At 34.9% G+C, this 13,288-nt stretch carries 13 protein-coding genes; 8 read left to right on the top strand and 5 right to left on the bottom strand.

The window, feature by feature from the left end; all coding sequences use genetic code 11:
• Positions 1-90: 90 nt before the first annotated feature.
• Positions 91-1,383: an ammonium transporter gene (locus tag IR022_RS06635; RefSeq protein ID WP_242053118.1), complete on the top strand. Its 1,293-nt coding sequence runs from the start codon at positions 91-93 to the stop codon at positions 1,381-1,383.
• Positions 1,384-1,519: 136 nt separating this feature from the next.
• Here the strand turns inward: IR022_RS06635 and IR022_RS06630 are convergent, their stop codons facing one another.
• The 3 genes from IR022_RS06630 to IR022_RS06620 all read right to left on the bottom strand — a co-directional run bounded on the left by IR022_RS06630 (position 1,520) and on the right by IR022_RS06620 (position 3,702).
• Positions 1,520-2,344: an endonuclease VIII gene (locus IR022_RS06630; protein WP_194203122.1), complete on the bottom strand. Its 825-nt coding sequence runs from the start codon at positions 2,342-2,344 to the stop codon at positions 1,520-1,522.
• Between the two features lie 177 nt (positions 2,345-2,521).
• On the bottom strand, positions 2,522-3,109 hold the full coding sequence (locus tag IR022_RS06625; RefSeq protein ID WP_194203121.1) for a hypothetical protein: 588 nt from the start codon (positions 3,107-3,109) through the stop codon (positions 2,522-2,524).
• An 8-nt stretch (positions 3,110-3,117) separates the two neighbouring features.
• Positions 3,118-3,702: a hypothetical protein gene (locus IR022_RS06620; RefSeq protein ID WP_194203120.1), complete on the bottom strand. Its 585-nt coding sequence runs from the start codon at positions 3,700-3,702 to the stop codon at positions 3,118-3,120.
• A 472-nt stretch (positions 3,703-4,174) separates the two neighbouring features.
• Here IR022_RS06620 and IR022_RS06615 point away from each other — a divergent pair, with 472 nt between their 5' ends.
• The 5 genes from IR022_RS06615 (at position 4,175) to IR022_RS06595 (ending at position 8,392) form a co-directional block, all read left to right on the top strand.
• A complete protein-coding gene (locus IR022_RS06615; RefSeq protein WP_194203119.1) occupies positions 4,175-5,545 on the top strand; it encodes an APC family permease in 1,371 nt (456 codons plus the stop codon).
• A gap of 93 nt (positions 5,546-5,638) precedes the next feature.
• A complete protein-coding gene (locus IR022_RS06610; RefSeq protein ID WP_194203118.1) occupies positions 5,639-6,394 on the top strand; it encodes a DUF5040 domain-containing protein in 756 nt (251 codons plus the stop codon).
• Positions 6,395-6,529: 135 nt separating this feature from the next.
• Positions 6,530-7,630, top strand: a complete 1,101-nt coding sequence (gene recF / locus IR022_RS06605) for a DNA replication/repair protein RecF (RefSeq protein ID WP_050710618.1) — start codon at positions 6,530-6,532, stop codon at positions 7,628-7,630.
• 2 nt (positions 7,631-7,632) lie between these two features.
• Positions 7,633-7,926: a DUF721 domain-containing protein gene (locus IR022_RS06600; protein WP_050710619.1), complete on the top strand. Its 294-nt coding sequence runs from the start codon at positions 7,633-7,635 to the stop codon at positions 7,924-7,926.
• Positions 7,927-7,948: 22 nt separating this feature from the next.
• Positions 7,949-8,392 carry an acyl-CoA thioesterase gene (locus IR022_RS06595; protein ID WP_050710620.1) on the top strand — a complete coding sequence of 148 codons (444 nt, stop codon included), beginning with the start codon at positions 7,949-7,951 and terminating at the stop codon, positions 8,390-8,392.
• A 178-nt stretch (positions 8,393-8,570) separates the two neighbouring features.
• On the opposite strand, the gene IR022_RS06590 is transcribed toward IR022_RS06595, so the two are convergent.
• Together IR022_RS06590 and IR022_RS06585 are read right to left on the bottom strand one after the other, a co-directional pair.
• A complete protein-coding gene (locus IR022_RS06590; protein WP_194203117.1) occupies positions 8,571-9,071 on the bottom strand; it encodes a flavodoxin in 501 nt (166 codons plus the stop codon).
• A gap of 182 nt (positions 9,072-9,253) precedes the next feature.
• Positions 9,254-11,068, bottom strand: coding sequence for a DUF349 domain-containing protein (locus IR022_RS06585; RefSeq protein ID WP_194203116.1), 1,815 nt, complete (start codon positions 11,066-11,068; stop codon positions 9,254-9,256).
• Positions 11,069-11,302: 234 nt separating this feature from the next.
• Between IR022_RS06585 and IR022_RS06580 the strand changes: the two genes are divergently transcribed.
• The gene (locus IR022_RS06580; RefSeq protein ID WP_050708913.1) at positions 11,303-11,755 is read left to right on the top strand and encodes a hypothetical protein; all 453 of its coding nucleotides are present in this window, start codon (positions 11,303-11,305) and stop codon (positions 11,753-11,755) included.
• 376 nt (positions 11,756-12,131) lie between these two features.
• Positions 12,132-13,280, top strand: coding sequence for an endonuclease/exonuclease/phosphatase family protein (locus IR022_RS06575; protein WP_194203115.1), 1,149 nt, complete (start codon positions 12,132-12,134; stop codon positions 13,278-13,280).
• The last annotated feature ends 8 nt before the right edge of the window (positions 13,281-13,288 follow it).

Raw genomic sequence — 13,288 nt, 5'->3', positions numbered from 1 at the left:
ACAAAAAATCAAAAGGTAAACGTGATTATGAAAAAGAGATTAATTCGATATACAGCATTAGCCGGATTATTATTAGCGACTCCGGCAATAATGGCACAAGAAGTAACAGGAGCAGTTCCCGCAGCAACTTTAGATTCGGGAAACACCGCTTGGATTATAGTGGCTACCGTATTGGTATTGATGATGACCATACCGGGATTGGCTTTGTTTTACGGAGGATTAGTTCGTCAAAAGAATATTCTGAGTATAATGATGCAATGTCTAATAATAACAGCAGTTATAACTATTGAGTGGATAGCGATAGGTTATAGCTGGGTGTTTGGTACGGGCTTTATGGAAAGCGGAAGTTCGTTAGGAGCAGTAATCGGAGGCTTCGATAAAGTCTTTTTATATGGTATTACACTTGATTCGCTAACTGCCGGAAATATTCCGGAAATATTATTTGTAATGTTTCAGTGTATGTTTGCAGTAATAACTCCTGCTTTGATTATTGGAGCTTTTGCTGAAAGAATTAAATTTTCAGGATTCTTACTTTTTACTATACTATGGGCTATTCTTATTTATAATCCAATGGCGCACTGGGTTTGGGGTGGCGGATGGATGCAAGAAATGGGCGCTATTGATTTCGCCGGAGGAACAGTCGTACACATTAATGCAGGTATATCGGCACTTGTAATGGCTGTAATGTTAGGGCGTCGTAAAGGGTATCGCACAACGGGGCATCCTGTAACTCCTCACAATATTCCATTTGTGGTTATAGGCACAGCTTTGCTATGGTTGGGGTGGATTGGTTTTAACGCTGGTAGCGGATTAGCTGCCGATGGCTTGGCTGCTAATGCTTTTCTGGTAACACATCTGGCAACTGCTGTTGCTGCCGTAACATGGATGTCTTTAGAGTGGTTTATTAATAAAAAGCCTACCGTTGTGGGTATTTGTACGGGGGCTGTTGCAGGCTTGGTAGCTATTACTCCTGCTGCGGGAACTGTTGATGCAATGGGTGCATTTTTCATCGGATTGGCTTCGGCTCTGATCTGCTTTGTTATGGTAGCTTTTGTAAAACCAAAATTAAAATACGATGATTCATTAGATGCTTTTGGTGTACATGGTATCGGAGGTCTTGTCGGTGCAATTCTTACAGGGGTATTTGCCACAAGGTTTGTGACAGGTGTCGATGGTGTACAAGGTGCTTTGTTTGGTGATTGGAATCAATTGTGGATACAGGTAGTAGCTAGTGGGGCTTCAATTGCGTTTAGTGCTATTGGTACAATAATATTATTCCTTATTGTGGATAAACTTGTAGGTTTACGAGTTAGTAAAGATGAGGAATCTATTGGTCTTGATATATCTCAACACGGTGAGATTGCATATACTGAAGATGAATAAATAAAATAGAATGTTATAGTGTGTAGATAATATGTAGATATTGAAATTCTTTTTTTTATTGAGGAAATCAATAGGTTAGTGTAAACAGATAAAACGGGACTGCCCAAAAGGTAGCCCCGTTTTATATATATATTAGTTAGATTTTTTGACAAGTGGGGCAGAAGTAAATACTTCCGCCCAAATACGCTTCTTTTACAATGGTATCTCCACAGTTTAAACAAGGATCTTTATATGTCTTTTTGGAAAGGATTGATTTGTAGCGTCCAGATTTTCCATATATATCTTTTTCGGTATCTCTTCCTCCTTTATCAGTCATGTCGGCCAATGTAGTTTTTATGCTGTGGAACAACTCTCCTTTTTCAAAATCCGAAATAGTAGATATTTTTCTTTTGGGATGAAGACCTGCATTAAAAAGAATATCCTGTAAAACGCCATTACCTAAGCCCGGAATGCGTTGTTCAGTGGCAAGAAGGGCTTTTATTGATATATTTTTAGTTGCACTTTTGAATATGCTATCAAGATATATTTCATCAAAAGAATCCTCTAATGGAGATATCTTATTAAGGCTGCCTTGATGATATGGATTGTCCAGAACTCCTTTGTAAGCTTGTATGCTGCCATACATAGATACAGTGAAAGCGATAAAGCTTCTGTCGTCAAACACAATTAATAATTGATGCTTTTTAGGTTGAGGTTCAAGAGGTGGATAGTATTTAATATTAGTTCCGTCACCCACAGTTATGGTTGTGTTTTTGTCACAATAGATATCAACAAATGCCCCATGACCTTTTGTTGCTTCTATTTCTCTATTAATTAGGGTTTCACCGTATTTGAGAGGATCTTGGTAGTACCATGTAAAGCTATGAGGGCTTGTCGCGTTTATAACTTCTATTATTGTTTTTCCAATTAAAACGTCGGCGAGCTGCTTGCCTATGTTTTTCGATTCAGGTATTTCCAGCATAGTTTTATTTGTTAAGTTGGTGATCTGCTTTTCAAATTCATATCTAAACCTTTTTAGTAAGGGTGATTATGATTCACCCCTACTTAAATAAGGTCATAATTATATTACTGTTCAAATATAATCTATTTAGATAAATATACCTTTTATGGATAATGCTATTTTTTCTCTGCTACTATCTTATTTAATAAGAAATACAATATTCATATAAGCATCGTAGTTAGCCTTTTTTAGTGTTGTGTAACGCATAACGCCGTTAGCGTCAATACCATCTATTTTTATTAAAGTTGGGTCGTGATAGGTTACATAATAATAAAGATCGGTTGGCGATAGATAATGTGGAATAAGAGCAGGGGCTCCTACACTGGCGAACATAGGTGTGCCATACTCAGTTTTGTATTGAGCATACAAATCGATATAACTAGCTCCTAATGTGCTGGTGGATATATTTATGGATGGCATGTAAAAGAACTGACGATTAAATAAAGTCAGACAAGTCCATGTTGGAGCGGCTTCTGATCCAATATTCTGAGAAATGCATTTCTTATCTGTATCATATACTAAAAGGCTTGCAGCAGGTGTTGTTATTGCAGCTTTCTGGGTAGTTGTTAGTTGAGGAATCAGTACCCCTTTGTGGGTTTCATCGAAATTTATATCAAGGGTCGCACTATTGTCAGGTGTGTCGGTGTATATACCGATCTGGCTATGAGCCTGATGTGTGAGTAGTATAAGTAACGAAAGGATAACAGCTTTATATATTGTTTTCATATATCTGATTATTTAACAACAAAGACCACGTTCATAAAAGAATTATAGTCAGCCTCTTTCAGTATTTCGTAAGACATTTTTCCGTCTGCTGCTATACTGCTTATTTTGAGAACATCTTTGTCGTAATATGTGACATAATAATATAGGTCTGTTGCTATGGGAAAGTATGGGATAGAAGCCGGTCCTCCGGTGCTTACGACCGTTGGTGAACCGAATTGTTTTTTGTATTCAGCATATAAATCAAGTGGTGTAGAGACTACTCCGGCAACAGATGCATTTATAGCTATCGATGGCATGTAAAAAGAACTAGCTTGAGTGTCTTTCTGCGAAAGGCATACCCATGTAGGTGACGCAGGAGTACCTGCATTCTGAGAAATGCACTTCAGATTGGTATCATATACTATAAGACCCGATGCAGGATTAGCAATAGCATTTTTTTGAATTGTTGTCAGGCGTGGTAATAATACACCTTGTGTGCTACTTTCTATATCTAGAGCAGCACTGGCATGTGGGTTTTGTGTATTGATTCCGACTTGCGAATAGCTTAGGCTAATAAAAGATAATCCGATTAATAGTAGAATTATTTTTCTCATTCTCGATATAAATTATTGGAGATTTTTTAATCTAATTAAAGATAAAAGCTATTATAGGCACATACCTCTGCTCGAATAGGTTATAATAACTTATCTGAACAAGCTTATAGGTTTGTTTAGTAATGTAATATTGTATCTTAATTTATATCTTATTAAGATTCAATACTCTACTTAAATAGTTAAATTTAAGACTCACCTTTTTATTTTATCTGTTAATTCTGTTGTCGTTGTTTTTCTGTAAATACTTACTTTACAGACGGCAAATATAGATATTAATAAACAATAAACAAAATTTTCAATATCAAGTAGAATGATTATTTTTTGAGATTTATTTAATGTTAAATTAGATGGCGTTTCAATTGAAGAATAAAGCTTTAAGTAAGGAAATAGTTAACTGAAGAAATATTCGAATAAGGGTAATCCTCAAGCTATATTTGTTTCTTATATTTGCGTTCATTTTTATAATTTATAGATGTCTTCTCAAAATACTTCACTTAAAAGAGACTTGGGTCTTGTTGCTGCAATTACTATTGTTGTAGGAAATATGATTGGTTCGGGGGTCTTTGGACTGCCTTCGGCTTTGGCTAAGGTGGCTACACCATCCATCATTATTTTAGCATGGGTTATAGTTGCTATTGGTGCTACAATTATTGCATTGAGCTATGGTAATCTGAGCCGATCGATTCCTAAAGCAGGAGGGCCGGTTGTTTACACCGAAGCTGCATTGGGTAAATTCTGGGGATATATAGTAAGTCTTGTCTGGTGGGTTGGTTCTGCGGTAGGCAATGCTGCTATTGTAGATCTTATTTTTACTCAATTAGCTCAACTGATTCCTGCACTCGATTTTCCTGTTTGTAAACTCATAGCTACTTTGTCTATCCTCTGGTTATTTACTTATATCAATATATGTGGGGTAAAGTTTGCAGGATGGATTAGTATCGTTACTACCATTTTGAAAGCGAGTGTATTTATTTTAGTTGTTATATTGGCTATACCTCACTTAAATTTCGATCTGTTTAGAAGTAATTCATTACCTTTGTCTCTACAAGGAGAAACAGATATTTTTACAATGTTTTCGGCTGCAATAGCTTTAATCTTTTGGGCTTTTACAGGTCTCGAAAGTTCGACGATGGCGGGAGGGGAAATAAAGAATCCGGAACGAAATATTCAGCGGAGTGTTATTTGGGGATTATCTATTGTGGGAGTTATTTATGTTCTGATTAATATTTCACTTTTTGCTCTCATACCTCAAGATCAGTTGGCAGAGTCTAACTCTCCATTTGCCGATGCTATTAATTTGGCTTTGGGTACAAATGTGGGGGGCGATATTATTAATGTGGCTATTCTGATATCAGTAGTTGGGGCTTTGTCTGGTTGGATTCTTACTACGGGTAGAAGTATATACGCGGCAAGTAAGGATAAATTTTTCATTGCATCTTTTGCTAAAATTCATCCCAAATATGCTACACCATATGTGGCATTGATTGCTTCGAGCTTGATAACTTCAATATTCTTTTTCTTGAATTTTTACTCTGACATAAGTGGTGACACTCAAGGTCTTTCCCATTTTGTGAATATAACTACGGTAGCAGCTTTTATTAATTTGCCTACTTATTTGGTAACTGTAATCTCGGAATATGTATTGATAAGGAAAGGAAAAATGCAATCTTCGAGAGCGAATAACGTAAGACTGTTTCTTGCTTTTGCCTTTTCAATAATATTTCTTTATTTCGGTTTTATAGGTTCTATCGTACCTGTTATTTATTGGATCATATCCATAGGGTTATTGCTTGTTGGATTATTCTGTTATCCTATATTTAGAAAATCCCATCTAGAGGATTAAAACAAATTAGCGTATTTAATATTAATGTTTAAGTTAGAGGCTAGGTGTACTGACTAAGTAAACCTCGTGTTCTTCTAGTATCTTTTATTTATCATGAAAAAGTTCTTTTTATTTATTTTTTTATTGGGTTTTATGTGTGCATACGCACAAGAGAAGTACACTATATTGATGACGGGCGCTTCGTTTGCTTCTTATCAGAATGGTTGGTTTGAAATTGGCTGTAAGGAGTTAGACGCAAAGGCACTAAACAAAGCTGTGGGTGCTGAGGCAATTGCTGATGGTGCAAATAGAATAGTTAAGGGTACATTATATTCTAAACAGGAGCTAGAGGATGCCGATGCATTTGTGATAATGCATGTGCATAATATGGATGTATTCGAAAATTCGGAGTTGAAGGAAGATTATGCAGATTACAAAGTTCCTTTCGATCGCTCTAATTATGCTGCCGCTTACGATTATGTTATTAAAAAATATATATCGGATTGTTATAATCTGAAATTTGATAAGGATTCAAAATATTACAATACCCAGTCCGGAAAACCGGTTATTATAGTTCTGTCAACCCATTGGCATGATGCACGTCCTATTTATAATGAATCGGTTCGTTTATTAGCTCGAAAGTGGGGCTTTCCAGTTATAGAGTTTGATAAGTATATTGGATTTTCCAAGAATACGCCTCATCCCGTAACAAAACAGCAGATGAGTACCTTGTATGCTGACGATAATACAGAAACCATAGATGGAGTTGTGTATGGCTGGCATCAACTAAGGGGTGAGGATAAATTTATACAGCAACACATGGCTGCTATATTTGTGGATACAATGAAAAAAGTATTGCCAATCAAATAAAAAATGTAGTTTCTTGTAATACGAGATTTAAAAGCATAGGCACTTTGAGCTTATGCTTTTTTAATCAATTTGGGGCTACAGATGAATTGTAATATCAGATAAAGCTCTTTCTATTTTTATTATCTTTGTGCTAATATGATTTTAGAACGGATATCGATATTAGGTTATAAGAATATAGAGCAGGCAGAATTGACTTTCTCTCCGAAATTGAATTGTTTCATAGGAAATAATGGGATGGGAAAGACTAACTTGTTAGATGCTGTATATTATCTTTCGTTCTGTAAAAGTCATAACAATCAGGTTGATTCTCAGAATATCAAGCACGATGCAGATTTTGCTTTGATCCAAGGATATTACTTATTGGGCGGAGCGGCCGAAGAAGAGTTCTTTTGTAGTTTACGCAGACGGCAGAAAAAGCAATTTAAACGTAATAAGAAAGAATACGAAAAACTGTCAGACCATATTGGCTGTTTGCCTTTGGTTATGGTTTCGCCTTCTGACTCGGATCTCATAACGGGAGGTAGCGAAGAACGCCGTAAGTTTATGGATGTTGTGTTGTCTCAGTTCGATAAAGACTACCTACATGCCCTTATTCGCTATAATAAAGCTTTACAGCAACGTAATGCCTTGCTGAAATCGGATATGCAGGCTGATGATTCACTTTACGAATTATGGGAAGAGCAGTTAGCTTATGAAGGTCATATTATATATGCTAAGCGAAAAGCTTTTATAGAGCAATTTATACCCACGTTTCAGTATTACTATAACTTTATTTGTCAGTCGAATGAAACTGTTGAGTTGAAATACGAATCGCAATTAGAAAACGAGAATCAGGTTGCGTTATTGAAACAAAAACGCGAAAGAGATAAGATATTAGGTTATACAACTGCCGGAATCCATCGTGATGATTTAGATATGCGAATGGATGATTATTCAATCAAGAAAGTCGGTTCGCAAGGACAAAATAAGACTTATGTAGTAGCCATGAAATTGGCCCAATTTGATTTCTTGAAAAAGGCAGGCTCAACTACACCTATCTTATTATTGGATGATATTTTTGATAAGCTCGACTCTTCACGTGTTGAGCAGATTGTGAAGTTAGTATCAGAAGATAATTTTGGACAGATTTTTATCACAGATACAAATAGAGATCACTTGGATGAGATTCTTAAAGATCTTAATAGTGATTATAGTTTATATCAAGTAGAAGGTGGAGGAATTAATCAATTAAAGTAAGTATGAGAAAGCGAAATACCGAAAGTCTAGGCGAAGTTCTGAAACAGTTTTTTGAGGAAAATGAATTCTTCAAACGTAAACTGGCAGAAAGTCGTGTGATAAGTGGTTGGGGAAAGACCCTTGGCCCGGTTATTGCATCATATACTACAAATGTATATTTAAGAAACAATATATTATATGTAAATCTGACATCATCGGTTCTACGTTCGGAACTAATAATGTGTAAGGATAAATTAATAGCAAATCTGAATACTCACGCCGGATTGAACGTTGTAAAAGACATTATATTCAGATAAGTTCAATACAATACTAAAAAAAATGGAAGTTAAAGAAGAAGTATCGAAAGATATATTTAGAAGTTCATTGCCAATACAAATTCGCTTTAATGATATAGATGCATTGGGGCATATCAATAACAATATATACTTTAGTTACTTTGATCTGGGAAAGATCGATTACTTGGAAAATCTGCGAACGTCGTATGTAAGTTGGACAGATGGGATAATAGTAATAGCGCGCATAGAGGTAGATTTTGTAGCTCCCGTATTTTATAAAGAAAAAGTAGCAGTAGATACTAAGGTCACCAAAATTGGAAATAAAAGCGTTGTTTTTCTACAACAAGTAAGAAATGTACTAACGGGTGAAATAAAGTGCCGATGTAATTCGGTTGTTGTAGCATATAATCCTAAAACACATCAAGCAATGGCAGTTCCCGAAATATGGAGACATGGAATGTCAGAGTTTGAAGGACTGAAATTCTGAAAAAAAAAGATCAAATAAAAGATTGTCTATTCCTCAAAAATAGAGAAGGATAGTCTTTTTTTTAGAATCAAATAATCCCAACGTTGTGAGGGGCATAAATAGCTAAAACAATAGGGATAAAATGTAAATGGCCCGACTCTATAAAGTCGGGCCATTTGTTGTCATATAGTGTATATACTTAAATGTATTGTTTAAGATCTTTTACCCATGCAGCAATACGAGCATCAGTTTGGTCAAATTCATTATCTTCGTCTAACGCTAAGCCTACAAAGTTTCCATCAACAACAGCCTCTGAGTCATCGTAAGTGTAACCTTCTGTAGATACTGCTCCAACAATTTTTACATTGTCTTTAATAGCTTCGTAAATAACAGCCATACCGTTTGCAAAAGTATCAGAATAAGAAGAACTGTCTCCTAATCCGAATAATGCTACTTTTTTTCCTGTAAAATCAAGTGTTTTGAATTTAGGAAGGAAAGAGTCCCAATCATCTTGAAGATCACCATAACCAGTAGTTGATGCTCCTAAAATTAGAAAATCAAAAGGTTTCAATTGATCAACAGTAACTCTGGCTACGTCGAAGATTTGAGTTTCCGCATTTCCTAATACTTTTTCAATTTTAGATGCTACACCTTCGGTTGCACCGGTTGAAGTTCCATAAACGATCGCTATTTTACTCATAATTCAGTATTTTTTTTTCTTTTCTATATTAATTTATAGTCAAGTTATAATTTAAAGTGATTTTAAATAATAACATCCAAATCTAGATAATGTTTGTGTGTATTTCCTAATTTTTTTATTTTATGGAAAACAAAGAAGGCAAATCAATGGATTTGCCTTCTTTATATACTTGATTTTAAATACTAATCGATAGAGTTTAGATTGGTATCAATAGTTTCTATTTTCTGAGCAATAAGTTCCAATTCGTTCTTCAAATCTTGAATTTTGTGCTCCATGTCTTTCAACAGACCACTAGCTCCTTTTGATATAGAAAGGAATCCCATGTTGTTCTCGTAAGTCTGCAAATCAGATTTTACTTTGTTGAATTGGTGCATCAATTTGTCTCTTTCTCTGAACAATCTTCCTTTAGGTCTTTCAGATTTAGCAATATCATCTACATTCGATTTGAATGATTGAAGTCTGCGCTCCGATTTATCCATTTTCAGACGATCAAATTGAACATCAAGTGCAGCTTGGTATTCTTTGTAGATTTTGTCTTTTTCTTTGAAAGGAACAAAGCCTACCTGATGCCACTCATCCATAAGTTCACGTAAAGTACCCATAGGATCAGCAAGATCTGTTTGTTCAGATAAAGCATTTACTTTTTCTATAATTTCTTTCTTCTTGGCAAGGTTGGCAACCTCTTCTTCTTTTTGAGAAGAGGTATTGCTGTTCTTTTGTTCGAAGAAATAATCGCAAGCAGTTACAAATTGTTTCCAGATAGCATCCGAATATTTACGAGGTACTGCTCCTATTGTTTTCCATTCTTTTTGGATTGCAATAAGTTCGTCAGTTGTTTTTCTCCAGTCAGTACTGTCTTTCAATGCCTCAGCCTTTTCGCAAAGTGCTCTCTTCTTGTTGAGGTTTTCTTCCATGTCATCTTTTTGATGTTTGAAGAATTCTGCTTTTTTCTCGAAGAAAGTATCGCATAAAGCACGGTATTGTTCGAATATCTGGCTGTTTACCTTTTTAGGAACAAATCCTATTGTCTTCCATTTCGCTTGAAGTGCAATAATCTCATGGCTTTTCTCATCCCAATCCTTAAAGTTTTTAAGTTGAGAGTAATCAATCGCTTTTAAAGTATCGCATATCGCAGTCTTTTCGGTTAGGTTGTTTTCTTCCTGACCTTTAAGTTCTTCGAAGTGGCTTTGATGTTTTTTGTTGATTTCAGTAGATGCAGCTTTGAAGCGTTCCCATATTTCGTCTCTGAATTCTTTGGCAACGGGTCCTATTTCTCTCCATTGTTGATGGAAATTCTGCAATTGGTGGAATGCCGAAACTACATCTGATTCTTCTTGAAGTTTTTCAACAACTTCGCAAATACCAGTTTTTATTTCCAAATTCTTTTTGAAGTCGTAATCTCTGAATTCATTATTGATCTTTATCAGATCATAGAACTTTTCAGAGTGCAGCTGATATGCTTTCCATATTTCGTTAACCTTTGCGGCAGGAATAAGTTTAATCTCGTTCCATTGTTGTTGTAGGTCTTTAAATTCTTTGTATAGTTTATTAAAATCGTCTGTGCTTTCAGTTAGATTTTTTATAGCTTCAATAATTCTCTCTTTCTTTAGGAGATTATCTTCTTTTACTTTTTCCTCATCGGCCAAAGCTTTAGCTCTTCTTTCTTTTATAGTATTAAGAAGTATTTTAAATTCTTCTTCAAGCGGATCGCTTGGAAGAACAAACGAATTAATATCACCACCATCAGCTACAAATTGCTCCTTTAGAGTTTCATTCTCTGTAGACTTTAATTTGTAGAACGATTGTTTCAAATTATCTACATCGGCACGCGTAGGTACTTCTGTTTTAGCTGATAATTCTTGTAAGCTCTTTATAATTTCCTCTTTTGTAAAAGTTTTAGCTTCTGATACTTGAGGCTCAGTAGTTACTTCTGCTTGCTCTTGTTTATTCTCTGTTTCTTCGTTTAGAGGCAATGCAGGATCAATATTCTCATTCATAATAGGGGGTAATTAGGTTCGGTAATCCACTTCTTAATTTTCTTATAACACAAATTAATAAAATTTTTTCCGTATTAAGACTATTTCTTGTCTTTATTTTTGTTGATATTATCAGATTTTCAAGCATATTCGTTCTATTATTGCGAAAAAACGTTTTTATTTTAGAAATCATTTACGTCTGGAATATCGGCTAATATTTTACCTTTGTCATAAATAAAATTAAAAAGAAGCACTATGAATGAATATGTAATTAATTATAATGACTCGAAAAGTCAAAAGACTTTATTTTTTATTGTTGGTGGTTATGCAATTCTTTTGGGATTATATCAATCGGTAATGCAAGCACTGGCCAATACTTTTACTTTCGATTTTTTTGCGTCACTCGTTCTTATAGTATTAGGAGCTATTCTTATTCTGAATGCAACAGTATGGGCTGCCCGTCCTATATTTATTATGAACTCGGATAGTATTTATGTAAAGATGCCTAATCAAAAGTCGGTATATAAAGCAGAATGGATTAGTATAAGAGAAATTGCATTGGGTATAAGCTATCTGAAAATGTTAGAGACCGATGGTAAACAATATACAGTGGATATCAGTGGATTAAAGTACGATGACTTGAAAAAAGTGAAGAGTCAAGTCATTGAAATTTGTGAGTCGAAAAGCATTCCTTACAAAAATGATTAATATTTTTTTTCCTCATTTATGGAATTTTGAAGTTTTTGTACTCTATTAATACGAACGAGCTTTCTCGAGCACACTAACTAATTATTTTTTAAGCATGGGGTAGAATGTCCCTTCTAAGACAACTACCCCGAAGCTACTAACACTATTCGGGTTTTATTATTATAGATATTAAGTTTCTTCTCGCATAGAAGAAACTTTTTTTGTGCTTATATCCGAGACTTTCTTATTCCTATAAAATGGCTTCCTAGTTTATTGCTTAAGCAAACAAATGTTGATGTTTATTGTTTCTTTTCTATTAAAGAGTATTAAAGAATACAACCGATTTGAACAGATAAGTATATCTTCGTTGTTTAAAAGAAAAGACGGGTTATAAACTATGGGTATTAAAGGTAAGTATTGGGCAATAAACGTAAGTAAAGGATTGAAGTATATGATCCTGTCTTTCAACGTATTATTTTTCTTATTGTTGTTTCTTTCTACGTTAGCACCTCTAACATCTCCGTTCGAATTTGTATTTGTATCTTATCTCGGATTGGGCTTTCCAATTCTGTTATTTATAAATATTTGTTTTCTCCTTGTATGGATTGTTTTTCTTCGCTGGAAATATGCTGTTATCCAATTTGTGGCTCTCGTTTTTTGTTGGAGCGCCATCAGTACTTATATACCTCTAAATTCTCCTACTAAAACTATCCCCTCTAAAACCTTTAAGGTTATGTCTTATAATGTCAGAGGCTTCGATTGGTTAACAGGGGATGAGGCTCGGAACAATCCTATATTTTCGTATATAGCCAATAGTGGAGCTGATATTATTTGTATGCAGGAGTTTGCTGTGGAGGAGAAAAAAAGCAAAAATAATACGGATAAGATAATCTCTTTGGAGGAATTGGATGCAATAATGGTTGAATACCCTTATCGGTCGATAATAAGATTGGGAGATACTATAAATTCGTGTATGTATGGGTTGGCATGCTATTCTAAATTCCCTATTGAGAAAGTAGCTAGAGTACCTATTGAAAGTGCTTTTAACGGTTCGGGAATGTATGAGATCAAGATAGGTAAAAAGTCGGTAACCATAGTGAATAATCACTTAGAGTCTAATAGGCTTACTTACGAAGATAAGATTCTGTTTAAAGAGTTGGTTATTGATAGAAATAGGAATAAATTGGATGCCGTAACTCAAACTATTCGTAGTCACTTGGATCCTGCTTTTAAAGCAAGAGCTGTGCAAGCCAATATTATTGCGGACTGTATAAAGCTGCAACGAGATAAGACTGATGCTATGATTGTTTGTGGAGACTTTAATGAACCCCCCATATCGTATGCGTACGAAACGATAAAGGGGAGTTTCTTAGATTCTTTTAAATATACAGGTCGTGGTATGGGAATTACCTATCACGAAGATGGATTTTATTTTAGAATAGACTATATAATGCACAGCCTCAATTTGCAATCTTATAACTGTACGGTAGGCGATGTGAAATATTCCGATCACTACCCTATCTGGACTTGGCTTAAGTTTAAGTAAAAAGAAAC

The organism is Dysgonomonas sp. GY617 (assembly GCF_015233815.1).
Classification (GTDB): domain Bacteria; phylum Bacteroidota; class Bacteroidia; order Bacteroidales; family Dysgonomonadaceae; genus Dysgonomonas_A.
This window is presented reverse-complemented; position numbering and strand designations above follow the sequence as displayed.

Coding starts and splice junctions, on each gene's coding strand:
- IR022_RS06635 (WP_242053118.1), top strand. CDS start 91: ATGGCACAAGAAGTAACAGGAGCAGTTCCCGCAGCAACTTTAGATTCG.
- IR022_RS06630 (WP_194203122.1), bottom strand. CDS start 2,344: ATGCTGGAAATACCTGAATCGAAAAACATAGGCAAGCAGCTCGCCGAC.
- IR022_RS06625 (WP_194203121.1), bottom strand. CDS start 3,109: ATGAAAACAATATATAAAGCTGTTATCCTTTCGTTACTTATACTACTC.
- IR022_RS06620 (WP_194203120.1), bottom strand. CDS start 3,702: ATGAGAAAAATAATTCTACTATTAATCGGATTATCTTTTATTAGCCTA.
- IR022_RS06615 (WP_194203119.1), top strand. CDS start 4,175: ATGTCTTCTCAAAATACTTCACTTAAAAGAGACTTGGGTCTTGTTGCT.
- IR022_RS06610 (WP_194203118.1), top strand. CDS start 5,639: ATGAAAAAGTTCTTTTTATTTATTTTTTTATTGGGTTTTATGTGTGCA.
- recF (WP_050710618.1), top strand. CDS start 6,530: ATGATTTTAGAACGGATATCGATATTAGGTTATAAGAATATAGAGCAG.
- IR022_RS06600 (WP_050710619.1), top strand. CDS start 7,633: ATGAGAAAGCGAAATACCGAAAGTCTAGGCGAAGTTCTGAAACAGTTT.
- IR022_RS06595 (WP_050710620.1), top strand. CDS start 7,949: ATGGAAGTTAAAGAAGAAGTATCGAAAGATATATTTAGAAGTTCATTG.
- IR022_RS06590 (WP_194203117.1), bottom strand. CDS start 9,071: ATGAGTAAAATAGCGATCGTTTATGGAACTTCAACCGGTGCAACCGAA.
- IR022_RS06585 (WP_194203116.1), bottom strand. CDS start 11,068: ATGAATGAGAATATTGATCCTGCATTGCCTCTAAACGAAGAAACAGAG.
- IR022_RS06580 (WP_050708913.1), top strand. CDS start 11,303: ATGAATGAATATGTAATTAATTATAATGACTCGAAAAGTCAAAAGACT.
- IR022_RS06575 (WP_194203115.1), top strand. CDS start 12,132: ATGGGTATTAAAGGTAAGTATTGGGCAATAAACGTAAGTAAAGGATTG.